Source organism: Raoultibacter phocaeensis, from assembly GCF_901411515.1.
Taxonomy (GTDB): Bacteria; Actinomycetota; Coriobacteriia; order Coriobacteriales; family Eggerthellaceae; genus Raoultibacter; species Raoultibacter phocaeensis.
In genome coordinates, this window is the sequence record NZ_CABDUX010000001.1 from 1,637,767 (window position 1) to 1,657,293 (window position 19,527).

At 58.2% G+C, this 19,527-nt stretch carries 14 protein-coding genes and 2 tRNA genes; 13 read left to right on the plus strand and 3 right to left on the minus strand.

Features of this window, described 5'->3' with window-relative positions:
• Positions 1–90 precede the first annotated feature (90 nt).
• On the minus strand, positions 91–5,031 hold the full coding sequence (locus FJE54_RS06515; RefSeq protein ID WP_180326603.1) for a DUF7927 domain-containing protein: 4,941 nt from the start codon (positions 5,029–5,031) through the stop codon (positions 91–93).
• Between the two features lie 532 nt (positions 5,032–5,563).
• On the opposite strand from FJE54_RS06515, the gene FJE54_RS06520 reads away from it, so the two are divergent.
• From FJE54_RS06520 to rplQ, 9 genes are all read left to right on the plus strand, one after another.
• A tRNA-Lys gene (locus FJE54_RS06520) sits at positions 5,564–5,639 on the plus strand.
• A 64-nt stretch (positions 5,640–5,703) separates the two neighbouring features.
• Positions 5,704–5,777 (plus strand) — tRNA-Gln (locus tag FJE54_RS06525).
• A gap of 212 nt (positions 5,778–5,989) precedes the next feature.
• Positions 5,990–6,208, plus strand: a complete 219-nt coding sequence (gene infA, locus FJE54_RS06530) for a translation initiation factor IF-1 (protein ID WP_009306918.1) — start codon at positions 5,990–5,992, stop codon at positions 6,206–6,208.
• Positions 6,209–6,399: 191 nt separating this feature from the next.
• Positions 6,400–6,513 carry a 50S ribosomal protein L36 gene (gene rpmJ / locus FJE54_RS06535; RefSeq protein WP_006363204.1) on the plus strand — a complete coding sequence of 38 codons (114 nt, stop codon included), beginning with the start codon at positions 6,400–6,402 and terminating at the stop codon, positions 6,511–6,513.
• 22 nt (positions 6,514–6,535) lie between these two features.
• Entirely contained in the window at positions 6,536–6,904 is a 369-nt protein-coding gene (rpsM, locus tag FJE54_RS06540) for a 30S ribosomal protein S13 (RefSeq protein WP_139651892.1), read from the plus strand.
• Positions 6,905–6,913: 9 nt separating this feature from the next.
• On the plus strand, positions 6,914–7,312 hold the full coding sequence (rpsK, locus tag FJE54_RS06545; RefSeq protein WP_102379059.1) for a 30S ribosomal protein S11: 399 nt from the start codon (positions 6,914–6,916) through the stop codon (positions 7,310–7,312).
• Between the two features lie 16 nt (positions 7,313–7,328).
• On the plus strand, positions 7,329–7,955 hold the full coding sequence (gene rpsD, locus FJE54_RS06550) for a 30S ribosomal protein S4 (RefSeq protein ID WP_139651893.1): 627 nt from the start codon (positions 7,329–7,331) through the stop codon (positions 7,953–7,955).
• Positions 7,956–7,988: 33 nt separating this feature from the next.
• Positions 7,989–8,939: a DNA-directed RNA polymerase subunit alpha gene (locus FJE54_RS06555; protein WP_139651894.1), complete on the plus strand. Its 951-nt coding sequence runs from the start codon at positions 7,989–7,991 to the stop codon at positions 8,937–8,939.
• Between the two features lie 12 nt (positions 8,940–8,951).
• Entirely contained in the window at positions 8,952–9,599 is a 648-nt protein-coding gene (gene rplQ / locus FJE54_RS16390; RefSeq protein WP_139651895.1) for a 50S ribosomal protein L17, read from the plus strand.
• A gap of 208 nt (positions 9,600–9,807) precedes the next feature.
• Here the strand turns inward: rplQ and FJE54_RS06565 are convergent, their stop codons facing one another.
• Positions 9,808–12,048, minus strand: a complete 2,241-nt coding sequence (locus FJE54_RS06565; RefSeq protein ID WP_139651896.1) for an oxidoreductase — start codon at positions 12,046–12,048, stop codon at positions 9,808–9,810.
• Between the two features lie 413 nt (positions 12,049–12,461).
• Here FJE54_RS06565 and FJE54_RS06570 point away from each other — a divergent pair, with 413 nt between their 5' ends.
• The 4 genes from FJE54_RS06570 (at position 12,462) to FJE54_RS06585 (ending at position 17,856) form a co-directional block, all read left to right on the plus strand.
• Positions 12,462–13,703, plus strand: a complete 1,242-nt coding sequence (locus tag FJE54_RS06570; protein WP_180326604.1) for a helix-turn-helix domain-containing protein — start codon at positions 12,462–12,464, stop codon at positions 13,701–13,703.
• A gap of 324 nt (positions 13,704–14,027) precedes the next feature.
• Positions 14,028–14,858: a MerR family transcriptional regulator gene (locus FJE54_RS06575; RefSeq protein ID WP_139651898.1), complete on the plus strand. Its 831-nt coding sequence runs from the start codon at positions 14,028–14,030 to the stop codon at positions 14,856–14,858.
• Positions 14,859–15,166: 308 nt separating this feature from the next.
• Positions 15,167–15,646 (plus strand): TrmO family methyltransferase domain-containing protein, encoded by a 480-nt coding sequence (locus tag FJE54_RS06580; protein WP_139651899.1) that lies wholly within the window; start codon positions 15,167–15,169, stop codon positions 15,644–15,646.
• A 443-nt stretch (positions 15,647–16,089) separates the two neighbouring features.
• Positions 16,090–17,856 (plus strand): FAD-dependent oxidoreductase, encoded by a 1,767-nt coding sequence (locus FJE54_RS06585; RefSeq protein ID WP_139651900.1) that lies wholly within the window; start codon positions 16,090–16,092, stop codon positions 17,854–17,856.
• A 121-nt stretch (positions 17,857–17,977) separates the two neighbouring features.
• Here the strand turns inward: FJE54_RS06585 and FJE54_RS06590 are convergent, their stop codons facing one another.
• Entirely contained in the window at positions 17,978–19,441 is a 1,464-nt protein-coding gene (locus tag FJE54_RS06590; RefSeq protein WP_139651901.1) for a helix-turn-helix transcriptional regulator, read from the minus strand.
• Positions 19,442–19,527 lie beyond the last annotated feature (86 nt).

Consider the following 19,527-nt stretch of genomic DNA (forward strand, 5'->3'; position numbering starts at 1 on the left):
GGATTGCACCCGAGCTTGCATCCGCATGTCGGCAAGGTGGATTGCGCTCGGGCTTGCATCCGCATGTCGGCTTGCCTGGGCGTTGCAATGCTATCTCCAGCGGATATAGTCCTTTCGCCTCCTTTTTGCGGGACGCGGTTTCGCGTGAGGCGGTGCCACTTCGACGGCGGGCGCGATGCCCTGTGCCCGACGGCTTTCGCGCTTTCGTCTCGAGCAGGCTAAGACAAGCGCGACACATGCAAGCGCGCCGATTGCCGCAGCTATTCCTATGGCGTATAGCGGCAGCTCGTCGCCGGTTTTCGGGAAGGGCGAGCGCGACGGCGCGTTCTCGGTCCCGGGCAGGCGATGCTCGACGATGTTGCTCGTGTTTTCGAGCATGTCGGGCGATCCTATCCGATCGGCTGCGTCTTGTGCGAAAGAGGCCTGATTCGTGATGAGGGAGGTCGAGACGCTGGCGTCTACGACGACGGTAAACGTCAGCTCGACGTGCGCTCCCGACTCGATGCTGTCGATAAGCCACTGGATGCAGCCGGTATCTTCATGGAATGTGCCGCCGTGGGAAGCGCTGTTTTGCACGAAGGTTGCACCTTCGGGCACAGGGTCGCGCACGAGCACGTTTTCCGCGGTGGTGTCGCCGTGGTTCGAGACGATAAGCGTATAGGCGATCTCGTCATGCGCTTGAACGGTTTCTCCCGCCTGAGGAAGCGATGACTTGACAACGTTCACGATAGGCCCGACGGGGGCCTTACCCTCGACGGGGTGGGCGGTTTTCGCGGTAAAGCGATCGGGGTCGGAGAGCGTTGGATCTCCGGCGATCGTTTCTGCATCCGATGCCGCGTACAGCGCAGTATTCACGATGTGGTCGGGTGGCTCGGCATCGACGCGAACCGAAAAGCCGACGGTGCGCTCATCTTCGGGTGCAAGGTCGCGCACCACCCATTCGACATACGCGTTTCGGTTGTCGGTCGAACGGACGAACGCGCCTCCTTCGCTGGCTGACTCGAGCAGATACGTAGTGCCTTCGGGCAGATAATCGCGAACGCGCACGAACGGCGCGACGCTTTCTCCGGTGTTGCGTACGGTGATCAGGTACGCGATTTCGTCACCGGGTTCGACGGCTGAGCCCGATGCGGGATTAGCTGTCTTGTATGCGGTTGTTTGATACCCTCTGATCGTTTCGGGATCGAGCGAGCCTACGGTGACCTCGTGTTCGGTCGAGGCATTGCCTGTGTTGGCGGCCGAGGCGGTTGCGGTATTGGGTATGACGGCTCCAGCCGGTGCGTCCGGGGAAAGAACCGTTTCGTAGCGCACGGCGAGTTCGTCGCCAAAGGCCAGATCGGAATTGGTTTCGATCGAGAAGCCGCTCAGAGAGCCCGCCTCGTCTTGGCGATATACAACGACGGCATCGTCGAGTGCTTCTCCTGCGCCGTTTCGGACCACAACCGAGCCTTTGGCGACCGAAGCGCTGTCGGTTGAGCCAAGCGCATCGGCGAGCGCGACGTTGCGTGCGGGATTTTCTTCGTCGGCGTTTCGAACGAGAAGCGAATAGCGGGCGGTTTGCCCGGGAGCGTAGACCGCCCCGTCAGAGGTTTTCTCGATCGAAAGCGTCGTATCTACGGGATCCGCGCAGGTGACGAATGCCGAAGCGGTTGCCTTCGGCGCATCGTCCGCCTCGGCCCATGCGGTATTGTCCACAGTCTTCGAGGCAGTCTTCGCCGTGAACCGCACCTGGTACGAAACGATGATCTTCGCCGCATCGGGCAGGTCGGCGTGCGTATCGATCGCGAAACCCGTATGATCGCCGGCTTCGTTGTCGGTGAACGCGATATCCCACCCGTCAAGAGCCGCTCCGCGTTCGTTTCGAACGGACACCGACCCTTCGAGAATGGTCGCTGCCCGCGGGGCGTCGGCCGCGAGCTCGTCGCCGATGCGGACGTTGTGAGCCGTTTCGCCGGTGCGCAAACCCGTCGTTTCAATAGTGTACGTTGCCGTGTCGCCTACCTGATAGGAACCGATGTCTGCGGACTTCGTGATGCCTAAGGCGGGTCCTCTGACGGAGATGATCGCATCGTCGGTTATCGGAAGGTTCTCGTCGCTTGTTACGGTTGCGATGTTTCGTGCCGTCTGCGAGGCGAGGGCCGCATCGGTTATCAGAGACTGGTATTCGATGCGATAGGCGTACTCCCGATCGATCTTGGCGGGGTTCCGTTCCCCGGTTTCGATGAGAGAACCTCCCTCGTCGCAATCCCATATGCGATATGCGTTGTCGTTGACGAGGGATTTCCCCGTTTCTATACGCCAATCCTGCGTGCCCGTATTCTGCTTGATCGTTATGTCGTCGGTAATGATGTCACCGTCTTGGTCGCTCACGACGATCGAGTTTCGCAGAAGCTGCATGCCGGGCGTTTCGAGCATGTCTTCGAATACCACGTTGTTCGCGACGGTTCCTGCCGCCTTGTTCGATGCATCGATTCGGTAGGTTACGGTATCTCCCGCCTGATATGCGAGCGGAGGCGCCTGTTTTTCGATTGCGAGGCGCGGCGAGTTAATCCAGACGCGCGCTGCAGGTTCGTTTTCAACAGGGTCGGGCGCGTTCGCTGCATACGCCACTGCTCGGTTCGTCACCTCGTGGCCGTTGACGGCTTCCTTTGGCATGCAGGTAAAGGAAAGGCGAAGCGGCGTTTCCGAAGGCAGATGGTTCAGATCGAGCGATGCCGTGCACCGGTCGTCTGCTATCGCAAGGGCGCCCGCGATGTATCGCTGCTCGGCTTCACCGTGGTCGACATCGTTGCCTTGAACGGGATAGCGTACATACGACTCCTCGCCGTCAAGGGCGATCCCGTCGATACTCACGGCTTCAGGGCCGTCGACGATGGAAAGCCCTTCGGGCAGCGAAAGCGTCGCAAGCGACAGTTCGTTCGCGATGGTGCCCGGGGCAGTGTTTTCTACGGTGACGGTAAACACAACGGGCTCGCCGACACGCCGTTCGTACGCGTTTCCGGTGAGTTCGGAAACGGAGACCTCTTCGGATACGGCAAGGTTCGGGGAGTTGACGAACGTCTCGGCATCGTCCGATACGGGGTTCGCTTCGCTTCCCGCGAGGCCTGCTTCGATGTTTTTCGCCCATGCGCATGCGGTGTTGACGACTTCCGAGCCGTTACCCGTTGCCGTTGCCGTTGCGCGGTAGGTTATGTCAACCGTATCGCCATGGTCGAGGTTGCTCAGCGCAAGCGACCACGAACCATCGTGCTCCGAAACGTCTACCTGCTCTGCTCCCGATACGCGAATCGATCCAGAAACGAGGGCGAGTCCGGAAGGAAGCGCATCTGCGACGGTAAGGCCTTTCGCCCGCGTCTTGTCTTTCGTTTGCCGCACGGTGGTTCGATACATCAGCTCGTCGCCGACGCCGATTTCGTATGTATCGGTTGTCGAACCACGGGGCACCACATGCTTGTCGATAGCGAGCTCGGGGGCCGCGAGCGCGGTCACGACTTCCTCGGTGGGTTGCTCTGAGCCGTTGATTATGCTTCTCGCCTGATTTGAGAAAGCCAGTGTGCCGTCATCGGGGTAATCGATGACTTCGGTGACGATCTCGAGGAAGTAGGTTTCGCCGGTCATGCTCATGCCGCTTGCTAAAAAGCTTTCGGAGAAGTCGAACGTCACCGTTCTCGTCGTCTCGTCAAACCGCGCGGTTCCCGCCCCGCCGAGCTCGCTTCCTCCTTCGTCGAGCAGGCGTGCACTCTTGAAGGCAAGCGTGTTCGGCAGAGGATCGACGATCGACAGCGACTCGTAGCGGATGAAGCTCGTGGCTCCCAGATCGTTCACCTGCTGCGCAACGCGATAGGTAAGCGTATCGCCGAGACGCACTCCTTCGAGTTTGTCTACGGTTTTCGTCGGTTGAGGGGGCTTGGTGGACGTAAGCGTCATGAAGTTCGTGGCAAACCACATGCTTCCGTTCGCGTTCCAGCCATCGCCTGGGATACCCTCGGTGCCCGACCAGGAGCCAGTTTTGATAGCGTACACCTTAGCATCGATGGTATTGGAAGCTCCGTTGTCAATCGCGAAGCAAACCGATCGCCAGTAGAAGGTCTCTTCGCCGATCGAATCGGAGAAATCCATCTTGGCACCGGAGCTGTCGCGCACATCGGGGCACCCGATGAACGTCGTGTAACCGTTATCGTACTCGGAGGTTTTGTCGTACAGGTAGCTGCCTGCAACGACGCCGTATGGCGTCTTCACCCCGTTTTGGTTGTAGAACGCCGAAGAAGGCGGTGCTTCGTTGCTCACGTAGCAGGCAGATACCCTGTCGCTTGGCACGGCGAAGCCTTCGCCGCGATTGAGCGAGGTGGCGGTGACGTACATGGTACGAAGTTCGATCGGGTTGCCCGTATTCGCATCGAAGAACTCGTAGCGGGCGTCGAGTACGTTGGTTCCGCAGAAGAACACGCCGTGACTAAAGCACTTCGGCAGGTGCACGACCGGATGCCCGGTGTAGTTTTCCCGGTAGTCGCCCTCTTCGTCGATGGTCTGCCCTTCGCGGATCGTGTAGGTCGCCTTGATCGACACGGGTATACTGAACGTCGGGTCGGCGATATCTTTCATGTCGCCGACGTAATCGTAGCGAACGCTCACGCTTGCTCCGTTTGCGGCCGAAGCCGTCTTATCGCAAACGAATCCGAAGCCAGGAATACTTTCGGTGCGACCGTAGATTCCCTCGATGGGAATCTGCACCGCTTGGTACGGGTTGATGTTTCTATGGGGATCGAGCCTGGATCCGCCGTTCTCGAGCGCGATCATAGATCCCCCCGAAACGGAAAAGTCGGATATGCGGATATCGTTTTCATGATCGAGGAGGTTGATATAGCGGCCCTCGTCGAAGAACGTGGTCCGATCGACGGAAACCACTCCTTGCGCGCTCAGCAGATTCGCCTGCGACGAGGCGTGCGCAAGAGGTGGACTAACAGTGAATCCCGCTGCGCAGACGAGTAGCGATACGAACAGCAACAGCGTACGGATGAGATTGGTGGGCATCGGCTTCCTCCTCAGGTTCTTCGCGTGCCGCATGGAATGCACGCGATACGGTTAGCCTACCGTGCGCGTCTTTCACAACGATCTGAGAATCCTCGCGTCAAATGTGCGCGCATGATGCCGTGTGGTGCGCCAAGCCATACGCGTTACAACTGTGGAAAAGAATCCAGGGGGAACCGTGCCTTGCACAAGGGGGATGTAAAAGCGTGCGCAGCTTGCAAGCGTTTGGGAACCGGTCCAGATGGGAGCGCAGAAATCTCGATGTTCGGTGTTGCCTTTCAGGCGGATGAGATCCGGGAAGTAGCAAGACTCGAACGCGGTGCCGGGGGATATACTCCGGCGGCATTTCGCATGGAAACGTGCGCGGCTCGTCCGCCCGTCGCCGAGTATGCAGCGCCATATAAACCGGGCGGATGTAGTAAAAACGGGAAGCACGAGAATTCTCATTGACCTTGTCAGGACTCGCGGCTAGAATAGGTACTCGCATTTCGCGAAGGTGCCCTATGGTTCCGCACGCTGCGCGAGTGAAGATGGTGGGCCGTTAGCTCAGTTGGTAGAGCAGGGGACTTTTAATCCCAAGGTCGCGGGTTCGACTCCCTCACGGCCCACCATCTTCACTGAACGTGCCCGCCGCGAAGGGCGACGGTTCCGCACAAGGCGGAATCGATCGAACACTGGCCCATCGTCCAACGGCAGGACTCTGGTTTTTGGTACCAGCTATCTAGGTTCGAATCCTGGTGGGCCAGCCATGCAAGGTACAGGCGATAGTTCGCCTGAGTTCGTCCATACCGTGCGCAGACCGTGTGCGCACACTCGATCGCCCTCAGGGGCGATTTGTTTTTTAGCTCCAGACCCCGTGTGCAGCCTGTGTGAACGCTGCATTTCCCGCTTGCACAGTGGCCTGCGTTTTTGATATCATCTACGTTTGCCGCTTACCGACCTATTGCTTGAAGGAGCACTTTTGACCAAAGAAGATGTAATCGAGCTTGAGGGGACTGTCCTCGAGGCGTTACCGAACGCAATGTTTAGGGTAGAACTCGAGAACGGACACAAGATATTGGCTCACATCTCAGGCAAGATGCGTATGCACTATATCAAGATTTTGCCGGGAGACAAAGTAACCGTCGAGCTTTCCGTCTACGATCTCAATCGCGGACGCATAACCTACCGGTTCAAATAAAGGTACGCTTACTGCACATCGGAACCTCGAATGTGCGGATTTTGTGTGCTTAGCGGCATACGTGTGCTGAACGCGCACGCGGATCGGATCGATCCGGCGAACGGGACAACAATCACCTGCGGCTGGGTGTGGCTATACAGTAAAGAACATGAGGGTCGCTTTAGACCTGCACAAACCGAAAGGAATTTATTATGAAGGTACGTCCTTCGGTCAAGAAAATGTGCGACAAGTGCAAGATTATCCGACGCCACGGCAAAGTTCTCGTCATCTGCGAGAATCCGCGCCACAAGCAGCGTCAGGGCTAGGAAGAAAGAGGAGAAATAACCTATGGCACGTCTTGTTGGTGTCGACCTTCCTCGCGATAAGCGCATTGAAGTCGGCTTGACCTACATTTACGGCATTGGCCTCACCACCGCAAAGAAGATCATCGCAGAGACCGGCGTCGATCCGGATGTTCGCGTGAAGGATCTCAGCGAAGATGATCTGACCAAGCTGCGCGACTACATCCAGGACAACCTCAAGGTCGAAGGCGACCTGCACCGCGAGGTTTCCCAAAACATCAAACGCCTCATGGAGATCGGTTGCTACCGCGGCCTGCGTCATCGCCGCGGCCTGCCTGTGCGCGGTCAGCGCACGCACACCAATGCGCGCACGCGCAAAGGTCCCAGGAAGCAAATCGGCGGAAAGAAGAAGTGAGGTAACTAAGTGGCAGCAAAGAAAAACGTGCGCACGCGCCTCAAGCGTTCCGAACGCAAGAACATCGCCGTCGGCTCTGCGCATATCAAATCAACGTTCAACAACACCATCGTGAGCATCACCGATCCTCAGGGCAATGTGATCTCGTGGCAATCCGCCGGCACTGTCGGGTTCAAGGGCTCTCGCAAGTCCACCCCGTTCGCCGCGCAGATGGCTGCGGAGGCGGCCGCCAAGACCGCCATGGAGCATGGACTCCGTAAGGTTTCCGTGTTCGTCAAAGGACCGGGTTCCGGTCGCGAAACCGCGATCCGCTCGCTCCAGGCTGCTGGACTCGAGATTGCCAGCATTCAAGATTGCACGCCTATTCCGCACAACGGTTGCCGTCCGCGCAAGCGTCGTCGCGTTTAACTGAAAGGATCTACACATGGCTCGATACACAGGGGCGGACTGCAGACTGTGCCGCCGCGAAGGGGCAAAGCTGTTCCTTAAGGGCGATCGCTGCTATACGGAGAAATGCGCTATAGAGCGTCGTAACTACGCACCGGGCGAAGCCGGTAAGAAGCGCGTGAAGGAAAGCGAATACCGCACGCAGCTGCGTGAGAAGCAGAAGACCAAGCGCATCTACGGCGTTTTGGAGAAGCAGTTCCACCATTACTACGATATGGCAAACAGCCAGCAGGGCGTTACGGGCGAGAATCTGCTGCGCATCCTCGAAAGCCGTTTGGACAACGTGGTGTACCGTCTCGGGTTCGCCAAGTCCCGCGCCGAGGCCCGTCAGCAGGTCCGCCACGGACACATCATCGTCAACGGCCGTCGCGTCGACATCCCGTCGTTCCGCGTGCGTCCGGGCGATCTCGTTGCCGTTGCGCCGAAGGCGAAGGATATGCTGGTCATTAAGAGTGCGCTCATCTCCAATGAGCGTGTGCAAGTCCCCGCATGGTTGGAAGTCGACATCGAGAAGCTGCAGGGCAGCGTGCTCTCCCTCCCGCAGCGCGACCAGATCGATCTCGACATTCGCGAACAGCTTATTGTCGAACTTTACTCGAAATAACATTGCGGCATAATTGAAGGAGGCTTACACAATATGACAGAGTTCATGAGGCCGACGGTAACAACGGAAGAGATAAACGATACCGTTGCTCGTTTCGTTGTCGAGCCGCTTGAGCGTGGGTACGGTTACACGTTGGGTAACTGCATGCGTCGAGTGCTCCTTTCCTCCCTGGACGGTGCGAAAGCAACTGCGATCCAGATCGAGGGAGTACAGCACGAGTTTACCACCGCTGAAGGCGTGATCGAAGATATTACCGACATCGTGCTGAATGTGAAAGGCCTGGTGTTTTCCGCACTTTCCGATGACATCGAAGAGGCGACTGCTCACGTACTGGCTGAAGGACCGTGCACGGTCACTGGTGCGGACCTCGACGTCCCCACCGAGTTCACGCTGGTCAACCCTGAGCACGTTATCGCCACGGTAGCCGACGGTGGTCAGCTCGATATGACCATCCGCATCGGCGTCGGCCGCGGCTACGTTTCGGCTGAGCGCAACAAGCGCACCGAAGACCCCATCGGCGTCATCCATGTCGACTCGCTGTTTTCGCCGGTTCGTCGTTGCACCTTGAACGTCACCGACACCCGCGTGGGCCAGCGCACCGACTACGATAAGTTGGTGCTGGAAGTTGAGACCGACGGCTCTATCGCGCCGACCGAGGCGCTGTGCCGTGCGGCCAATATCGTCAACCAGTATATGGGCGCGTTCTTGAGCCTCTCCGATGCCCTCGAGGAAGAGGAAGGCGAAGTCGCCTCGATCTTCGCTCCCGAAGGCCAGGAGAGCAACGCGGAACTTGATAAGCAGATCGAGGATCTGGACCTTTCGGTTCGCTCCTACAACTGCCTGAAGCGTGCGGGCATCCATTCGGTGCGCCAGCTCGTTGAGTTCTCCGAGAACGACCTTTTGAATATCAGGAACTTTGGTGCGAAATCCATCGAAGAGGTCAAAGACAAGCTCATCTCGATGGATCTCAACTTGAAGCTATAGGAGTAGAATACGATGAGACACTACAAGAAAGGCCGCAAGCTCGGGACTGACGCGAGCCACACCAAGGCCATGAAGAAGAGCTTGGTGGGCGCTCTGTTCCTGAACGACCGCATCAAGACGGTCGACGCGCGTGCCAAAGAGATCCGCAGCGATGTCGATAAGATCATCACGTGGGCGAAGAAAGGCGATCTGCATTCTCGCCGTCTCGCCATTGCGGCTCTCGGCGACAAGGAGCTCGTCCGCGAGATCTTCGAGAAGGTCGAGCAGGGCATGTTCGCCGATCGCCAGGGCGGCTACACCCGTATCATGAAGCTCGGCAACCGCAAGGGCGACAACGCCCCCATGGTTATCATAGAGCTCGTGACCGAGCCTGTTGCCAAGGCGAAGAAGGACGACGCCAAGCCGGCTGCGAAGAAGGCTTCCGCCAAGAAAGCTCAGCCGAAGAAGGCTGACGAGGCGAAGGAAGCAGCTGAAGATCTCGAGCAGGTCGAAGAAGCGGTGAAGGAGGAAGCCGAGGCTTCCGTCGAAGCTGCCGACGAGGCCGGGGATGTCGAAGCTGCCGTCGAGGCTGCCGAGACTGCCGCAGAAGCCGCTGAAGCCGAAGAGGAAACTCAGAAAGCCGAAGAAGCCGTCGAGGAAAAGGCGGAAGAGGCCAAATAGGCATCTGAGCTTACCAAGAATACACGCTTGAACCAAACGGGGGCCTCGGCCCCCGTTTTGCATGCTCTCAAAGGCAGCAATCTGCTTCAGCGATGCTCAGACGACGTTCTTCATGCGGCCAGGCCCGCGTTGCCGAGGGCGCTGAAAACCCCGCGCAAGCTTTACCCGAGGGGGCTCGCACGGGGCTTCGGTGCATCGTGGTTAACCGCTAGATGCTGCGCGCCACGATGTTTCCTGCGTGTATGGCGCTCTGGATGTTTTTGGGTGCATCGCATCCGACGGCATGCACTTCGATTCCTGCTGCGGCGATGTCGTCGATAAGCGCGGTGTTGCCTACCATATCCCAGCACTCGATGACTGTTTGACAGGGTATCTCTTTATCGAGGCCGCAATCCTGCATGGTGATGATAAGCCCGTTGTCGGTAACCTCGATCGCTTCTGCTTCGTTGTACACTTTGACGCCTTTCGCGTACAAGTGGGGCAGTGTAAACCTTCTCACCCAAGGAGACTGCTCGATGTCGAGGACGTCTTTGGCGTTCGGATTAACGATATCTACCTGCTTGCCTTGAGCCACGAGGAACGATGCGATATCCACCGCTTGCAGGTTGCCGCCCACGATTACGACGTCGTCCTTGATCTCGTTGAGTTCAATTGCTCCTGCATCCATAACGTTGACCGATGAGCTCGAAGAGAGCTTGCTTTCCCGCAACCCGCCTGCAGCAACCAAGACCACATCGGGGTTCTCGCTTTTCACGAAATCCGTATCGACTGCTTGGCCGGTGACGGTTTGAACGTTCGCCACTTCGAGCTGTCGTGTTAAGTAGTCTTTGAGATCATTCAGCCGCTCGTGAGTTCCCTTGAATGCCTGCGCGGTTCCCAGCAGGCCGCCTAGGGACTCCTTCTGCTCGTACAGGGTGACGGTGTGGCCGCGAAGCGCCGCGATGCGCGCCGCCTCCATGCCCGCGGGGCCGCCGCCGACAACCATGACGTTCTTGCTTTCTTGGGCAGGGGGAAGCTCGTAGCCTTCCGGCATTTCTTCGGTGTAGGCGAATTGCGTCGTTGCGTTTACGCGGCACATCTCCGCTTCGCCCAACGGTCGTGCGTGGCAGTGGAAGCATTTCGTGCAGGGTGCGATTTCATCCCGTCTGCCCTCTTCGAGCTTTTTGGGAAGCTCGGGATCCACGACGAGCATGCGATTGATGAAGACGAGGTCGATGTCGCCGTTTGCCACTGCGGAGTTGATCAAATCGGGAGCGAGCCTTACGTCCATGTTGCCTGCGCATCCGACAGGAATATCGACGACTTCCTTGATCTTTTTGGCGAGGGGAATGAATCCGCCGACTCCCGAGTGGCTGCCGTCCATCAGGCCCCCAAAATGTTTCGAGTAATCGAATTGCGTTCCGAATCCCGTGGCTCCATCCATCTTGTAGCCCGTATGGTTGCAGTCTGGTCCGTAGCAGGTTACCTCTTGGCCGGGCACGCCCACGCGGATTTGGATGAAGTCGGCACCGGATTTTTCCAGTTCTTGCGCTAAGTACTGCGCCTCTTCCAAAACGATGAATCCGTCGTTGTCGCCTAGGTTCGAATCCATCTCTTCCACCGCGTTGATCAGCGTCAGAATGGGAAAATCTTTCCCGCACTGCGCTCTGATCTCTTCGACGATTTCCTTGAACAGGCGGACGCGGTTCTCGTTGTTCTGCGCCCCGTATTCGTCATCCCTGAAATTACGACTTCTCGAAAGAAACTGGTTCAGCACATCGGTGGTCGCGCCTTTCATTTCGACGCAGTCGAATCCCGCGTTCTTCAGTCTGAGGGCGGCTTCTCCGCAATCCTTAACGAGCGCCTTGATCTCGTCGGTGGTGTAGTCGTTGACTTGCGTTATGGGGGACAACGGGGTGCCGAGGCCGAACTGCACGCCCACGTACGCATCGGCTTGATGGATGCGGTCGGCGATTTTCTGTGCTTCGATAATGCCTTGTTCGCTGGGTGTCGATCCGTTTGTCAAGCCGAAGGGGCTCAATGTGCCGGTTTCGAGAATGATGAGTGCTGCACCGCCGTCAGCGATGAGGCCGTAATAGTCGATAGCGTTCTGGCTCATCTCCGTGGCGCCCTTCGGCATCGTATCGGAGCCTGCGGCGGATTTGACGATGCGGTTCTTGAGGTTCATGCTGCCGATCGTGATGGGACTGAATAGTGCCGATACGTCGCCTGAATAGCTATCGTACGAATCGTCTTGCGGATTGAGTTCGGCTATGGCGGCCGGCGAGGATGCCGCTTCGGTGTTCGACGCAGTTTTGTTTTCTGCCGAGTTCGATGGTGCGGGGCTGCACCCCGGAAGCGCCAAAGCCGATGCCGCCGTTGCCCCGATGGCCGCCAGGGCGGCACCTCCTACGAAGCTTCGCCTCGAAATGCCTGCGACCCCGGTTTTCCCTTTCAAGGGCTTTTCCATCTGTGTACCTCCTTGTACCCTGTATCATTGTCGAGCAGCGCTGCTTAAACCATGGTATTGGTAGAGCGCGAACGCACCACCGCATGAATCAGGGGAAAAGCGGTTGGTTCGTCGGATCACATCATTGATGTGATGCCTGAAATCAAATGATTGGGGTGATCGGTGGTTCACGACATATAATAGGTGTGATCATCGGTTGGGCGAATGGTCGATATGCTGTAACGAAGAGGAGCAACAGGGTGGCGGGAGCAAAAAGCACAAAGCAAGGCGGGAGATTTCTCTCGGGTTTTTCGCTGCTTGCCTGTTTCGCCATCGCGTTTTATCGGCTTGTGTACTGGAGCACCAATTCGGGAGTCTTTGCACCGACGAACGATTTTTTGAATTTTACCGAAATGGCTGCGCAAGCGGTAGCTATGCTTGTGTTGATCGTGCTCGACTATCGTTTCGCGTATTCCGATCGCACGGTAAACGCCTTCGTCATCGGCGCCGCCGTTATGCAGCTTGCAGGAAGCGCCCTGCTCTTCGCGCCGTACTACATAGGGCATTTCGATTCTCAAGCTGGCGCCGTTTTCGGTGCTGTATTCCGTGGGGCGGGAAGCGCCGTGTTGCTTTTGAGCCTGGGACGCCTTTTATGCTCGATCGAGCCAAAGCGCTCGGCGCTCATCATTGCGGGTGGGTATACGGTTTTCGGCGTCGCCTCCCTGGCTCTCTCCTTTGCTCCGCGCGACGTTATTGCGTTTGCGGCTCTCGTGTTTCCGCTCGCTTCTGGATTCTGTTTGGTGTGGAGCAGCGAAAAAGTAATCATTCCAGTCGATGAAGCGCGGCCCGTTGACGGACCCATGCTGCGAAAGATACCTCTCGACACGGTTGTTCTTCTGTTTCTCTGTGCGCTTGCAGGTGTTGTCAGCGGTGCGCTTACGCCGCCGAGCCTTATCGATCAGAGGGCCTTCAACGTGTTTTGGATGGTCATCTACTGCGCGGTCTTCATCGTTTACTGCATATGGGTCTTTCGGTTCAAGCGCAACGACCCCGACGCTCTGTGGCCGTTTCTCGTCCTCGTCATCTTTAGCGGCCTGTTCTTCTACTCTTCTTTTTCGGCGATCAATTCAGAGCTTGCGACGAGCTTCATGAGCGCGACCAGGCGAACGCTCATGCTGTTCTGCTGGGTGTTCATGGCGGCTTCGATATACCGCCAAAAACTTCCTGTTCTGTTGTTCTTCGGAGCTGGGAACCTGGTATTCTCGCAGCTTCCCGCCATGATCGGCTACTTAATCGGCATATTCCACCCAACGCTCGACAGCTACGAAACTTCGCTGATCAACGTGGCGATCTCGGCGGTCATGGCGCTTGTCCTCGTCGTCGCGATCATCGTAGTGGTGATGCGGGCGCGGGGTTCGCAGGCGCCCCTGCCTGACCAGACGGGTCCGACCGACACGACTAAGCGCGCTATTGCCGCAATTGCCGAGCAGTATGCGCTTTCGCCGCGCGAATCGGAGATCGCTTTGCTGGTGGTCAAGGGCTACACCTTGCCGATGATTGGCGAGAAGCTCTTCATATCGACCGATACTGTGCGGTCGCATTCCAAGGGCTTGTACAAGAAGCTCGGAATCCACAAGAAACAGGAACTCATAGCGCTCGTCGAACGTCAGGCGTAGGGCTTGTGCCGAGGAGCCTTTTTCTTTGCCACCAGAGCGCCGTAGCGATCTCGGCCATGCAGGTTGGATCAAAATGGCAAATGAAGCCCAGAACTAGTACAAAATGACGTTTGCGAACGATCTTTTTGGGGAATAATAGACTATGCCGGTTCTATGACGTGGCATGTTCTGCAACATACCTATGTCGAACAAGCGGAGGCGTAGTCGAAAACCGTTCGTAAACGTCATTTTGTACTGAAAACATTCAGATAATTGAAAAATACACTTTCGTTCGTTCTGCTACCCTGAGATCGGTACGTTTACGTCATACGATGGGAGCCATCCGTGTTCAAGATTAGCGAGTTCGCTCGTCTGAGCCGCATATCAGTGCGGATGCTCAGGCATTACGATAAAGAGGGCCTTCTTTGTCCCGTTGAGACCGATTCTGCGACGGGATATCGGTTCTATTCGGCCGACCAGCTTGCGAAGGCGAGCAAGATCGCAGCGCTTCGCGATCTCGGGTTTCTCGTCGACGACATCAAGCGCATGATGGCTATGGACGATGCGACGCTGCTCGACGAACTGGCGGCTCGCGAGCAAGCTGTGCACAAGGAGCTCGCCGCGTGCCGAAGAACACTTGCGGGTATCGAAGCGCTACGAGGCGCAATTGCGGCGGGCGAGGAAGAGCTGCGTTTCGAGGTGGGATTGAAGTCGGTTCCCGCGATGAATGTCGTGTCGCTTCGCATGGTCGTTCCATCCTACGACGAAGAGCGGTTGGCGTGGGAGGCGCTCGGATCGTACGTGAAGCGCGAGCAGGTAGCGGTAGCCGATCCGTATCGCGAATTCTGCGAATTCCACAGCGACTATGTCGAAGGCGTCGGGGTCGATATCGAGGTGGCTGTAGCCGTCGACGAGATACGTGAAGACGAAGGTGCGATCCGGTATTTCCGCACCGCAGAGCTTCCTGAAGTGGCTTCGGTCATGGTGAGGGGCCCCTACGAGAACATCGCGGCCGTATACACCTCGCTCGCGCAGTGGCTTGCGGCCCATCCGCTGTTCGAAATGGCCGGCAACACCCGCGAAATCGCGCACCGCGGATGCTGGAATGCGGAAGATCCGGCAAAGTATCTCACCGAGTTCCAGATACCGGTGCGGGAGAAGAGCCACGTCGGGTAGTCGGAAAGCCTCGGCCAAAACGGTGGTACGGCAGACGGGAGCGCGGACGAGGATTGCCGCGGCGGCGAAGGCGTGTGCGAAGCGCGGGGGCGAGGGATTGCCGCAACGCGAAGGCGTGTGCGAAGCCATCCATGCGCGCGAGCGCGAATGACGGCCGATGCGGGGCTTGTAAATGCTCGGCGGCGGCCGATGCCGGGACTCACCGAAATCTCGGTGTTGATTCGTCGGGCTTTCGAGAATTCTGCCGTTGACCCTGACACGATGTCAGCCTGTATGCTCTGGACGCCAACGTGAAAGGAGCAACACGAATGAACGACATCGCAATCAATCCCATCGGTGCCATCTCCGCAGGCCCTGAGGGTATGAGCCGCATCGAGCTTGCTGCATCGTATGCACCGGGCCTCAAAGGCCTCGAGGGGTTCAGCCACCTCGTAATCATCTGGTGGGCCGATAAGGCCGATGATCCGGAGTACCGAAATCTTCTTGATGCAGGTATGCCGTATAGCAAGGTGGAATCGCCGCTCGGGATATTCGCCACACGCTCGCCTGTGCGGCCGAATCCCTTGTGCATCACGGTCGTTGGGGTGGCTGCCCTCGACGAAGACGCGGGCACGATTGACACCTGGTATATCGATGCCGAACCGGGAACGCCCGTGCTCGACATCAAGCCGTACACCCCGAGCATCGACCGCGTAGCAGCACCCGACGTGCCCGCATGGTGCGCCCATTGGCCTACCGACGTCGAAACGTCGGGCGAGTTCGATTGGGAAGCGGAGTTTCGGTTTTAGAAATCCGCTGCATGCCCGCACGGCGTGCAGATGCGTCGCATCAAAGCTTGGCCTTGCCGCAGGCAGGCTGCCTCCGCGTTCGATAAGAGACGTGTTCGGCGCGCCGCGACAAGGTCACATAATTCCATAACCCCTGATCGCGTGTCCCCCAAAACGGGCCAAACTCGAATTTTGCGAGGTAGCCCCGTTGCGGGGGATGCTCGCTCGCCTCGTCAGCGCGTACAGTGCGCCTCGAAGGTTTCGAAGCGTGCTTAAGGGAGCACAGCCTTCGGCGCTCGGCTCGTCAGGACACTATGGGACAGGTTCGCGCTCTGCCGGCCAACCCGGCTCTGGCGACGGATCATGTTCGGACGATCAGCCCAACGGGTACGGTAAGCCGTACTCGGCCGATCGACCCACGCCGCACGGCGGGCAGCGAGCGCACCATCGAGGAAGGGAGCATCATGGAACTGGATCGCCGTAATTTTCTCAAAGGTGCGGGCATAACCGCAGTCGGAGCCATGGCTGCGGCAACGCTCGGGGCGTGTGCGCCGAGCGCGGATGGCGGCAAGCAGGACGCGTCCGCTAACGCGGCAAACGCTGCGGGTGCCGATGGGGAAGAGTACCTGACCGCCGAAACGATGAAACGCAAGTGGTCGTTCGAGATTCCGCCCGAGCCTATCGCGGAGGCCGACATCGCCGAAACCATCGAGGCCGACGTGATTGTGGTGGGGGCTGGAACCGCTGGCCTCATGACTGCGAACAGCGCTGCTGAAGAGGGCAAGAACGTTATCGTGGTGTCGGCGTCCACGAAGCCGACCTCGCGCGGCGGCTCGAACAATGCCGTGTACTGCAAGGCGTTTGAGGAGCAGGGGTATCCTAAAGTTCCCGTGTCGCAGTATCAAAAAGAGATCTTCTGCCAGGTGCATAAGGTCGATCAGCGCAAGTGGTACCAGCACTACAACAACTCCGAAACGGCCATGAATTGGACGATCGATCTCATGGAAAAGGCGGGCTACTCGATCGATATCGAGATCGGCACGCCCGACGAGGAAGACAGTCTCTACCTGCAGCGCACCGCCGCCGTTGGTTGGAACCTCAACGGCCAGGAGCCTCCCGAGGAAGGCATGGAGGTTGTGACTGGCAAGATGCAGCCGCTTTTGGTATACGAGCTTGCGCGGCACCTCACCGAGGATCTCAAGGGCCAGATCTTTTACAAGAACATCGCCGAACAGCTCATTCGCGAGGATGACAACACGGGTCGGGTCACCGCCGTCATCTGCAAGCGCGAAGACGGCACGTACGCCAAGTACGTCGGAAAGAACGCCATCGTGCTTGCTACGGGCGACTTCTCGGGCGACCGCGACATGATGCGCTGCTTCTGCCCCGAGACGGCCGACTTTGTGGATCCGAAGGTCTACGACAGCGAACCGGACTACGATCAGGGCTTCAAGTACGGCGGCATCTACAAGGGCCAGGGCCAGAAAATGGGGCTTTGGGTGGGAGCCGCGTGGCAGAAGGGCTTCCCGAACTGCACGATGGGATCGTACTGGGCACCCGGGCCCCGCAACCTCTACACGAATCACCTCGGCCTTTTGCTCGATCGCGACGGCCAGCGCTACATGAACGAAGACTGCATCGGGCCTTTGGCCGCCGAGAACATCACGCTGCTTCCCGAGAAGAAGGCGTACGCCATCTGGGATGCGGGCTATGCGAAGCACGAGGCGGTTTCGGGTGACTGGACGGTTGACTCGATGATGACCGGCGACGAAGCTGTGGCCGCCGCGGTTGCCGGCTGGACCAAGACCGCCGAGGGCAACGGCCAAACCTACGTGATGGGTGACACGGTGGAAGAAGTCATCGAGAAGCTCGGCCTTCCGAAAGAGACCATCGACACGGTAAACCGCTACAACGAGCTTGCGAAGAACGGCGAGGACGAAGACTTCCATAAAGATCCTCAGCACCTCCATGCCATCGAAGAGGGACCGTTCTTCGGCGAGATGTGCGAGACGTTCGGCTTTTTGACCGTGCTCGGCGGCTTGAACACCAACGTGCACATGCAGGTGTGCGACGCTGACGATCAGCCGATCCCGGGCCTCTACAACGTGGGCACGATGGTGGGCGATATGTTCTCCGGCACCTACACGTTCATGATCGAGGGTGCGAACTACGGCATGACCTGCGTGACGTTCGGCTACCTCACCGGTAAGTACATCGCCGAGAACGAGTAGCTTACGGCGCATTCAAGCATGCACCGCGGTTGCGTAGCCGCGCTATGTTCGCTTCGAACCCCGACGTTTGCAACCTGCGAGCGTCGGGGTTGTTGCGCATGCGCGCGTCGACCGACGGAGGCTATTTCTCCAGCGTTGCTGCCCGCTCATGCGTCATCACGATGAGCTCCTGTTTGGAATGCACGAGGAACTTCTGGTAAATCCTCCCTGCGTGGGTTTTGATGGTTTCTTCGGCAAGGCAGAGCTCGCTTCCGATTGCCTTGCGCGTGTAGCCTTTCACGATAAGCGCGTACACCTCGGTCTCGCGGGCCGAAAGACCGTGCTCGCTCGCGAGCACCTGAACGGCAAGCGCCTCGGCATCCGGCGAATCGCCTTTGTGATCGGAGCCGGGGCTTACAGCGCCCCAGCCGCGTCGTAGGTTCTGGCTGCTTGTCATGTAGAGCGCCGCAAGCACGAGCACGAATGCAACGGCGACGGCGAGCGCAGTCTGGTCGGGCGAGAAAGCTTCAAGCACGGTGCCCAAGAGCTGCCCTGCGAGCAAGCACGCGGTACTCGTGCCGACTATCCAGATGGGCGGCTGATCAAGCCCTTTGGCGAGGTACGCGCACAGCGAGCAGCTGACGAGGTATTGAAAGCAATAGCCCACATCAAGCACTGCCGCCCCCGCCTCCACCATATTCGGAGCGATGCCAAGCAGAAAGAAGCCCGTTGCCATAAGCGGAAATCCGATGCGGTAGAACAAGAGGTCGAAATCGCTTTTCAGCATGATGGAGCAGAAGAACACGAGTCCGATGGCTGCGAGGAAGCCGAGCGATACCAGAAGCGCCGAATTCTCGAAGGAGTTCACGAGCAGGCTGTGCATGACGCCGAGTGCAAGTCCTTGAAACGCCGAGGTTACGAGGAACTTCGTCGGTGGTTTCACCTTGGTTTTGAGGCCGTGGCTGTACACGATCTTGCGCGGTACGGCATCGAAGCTCTTCATGAGACACGCCACCATGGGGATGGGCACGGCCACGATGGCGATTTTGCCTGCTGCCAACGGCAGAAGCGAGAAGAAATACGCACCAGCCGTACCGATGAGTAGGGCGAATATCAAGTGAAACAACGCCTGCTTCGGTCCGATGTGTCCGAGGATGCGGCTTGCTTCGAGGTTGATGTTCGCCGTGCCGCACCCGATCAGGACCGAACCGATCAGATAGACAATGATCGCGACATCGCGATGGGTTTCAGAGATTGCGGGATAGCAGGTGAACAGCAACGCGCCGAGCGAAAGGACGATGCAGAGCGCGTAAGGAAACCAACGTTTCATGCTTACGGAATTGATGCGACGATACAGCATGCTCCAGGTGAGGTAGGTGGCGACGCTCGCTACGAGCAGGACCGTGCCTTTCGGGAGGGGGAACCCTGCGAGCGGAGACGGCTCGAGAAACAAGTATGGGCTTTGGAACAGCAGCGTCGTTTGCATCCAGTACAGGCCGAACGCGATGCTCAGGTAAGGGTTTTTGGCAACGCTGCGTTTAACGCTCTCAAGCAAGCGCTGCCGTTCATCCGCCTGGTTGATCACCGCAGGCGTCCGTTTCCCCATGACTTCCCTCCGTACCCTCGTACCGAGGTGTAAGTATACCGCTTCGCGGATCGGAGCGGCGCGTGGGTGGATGCACTGGATTCGGT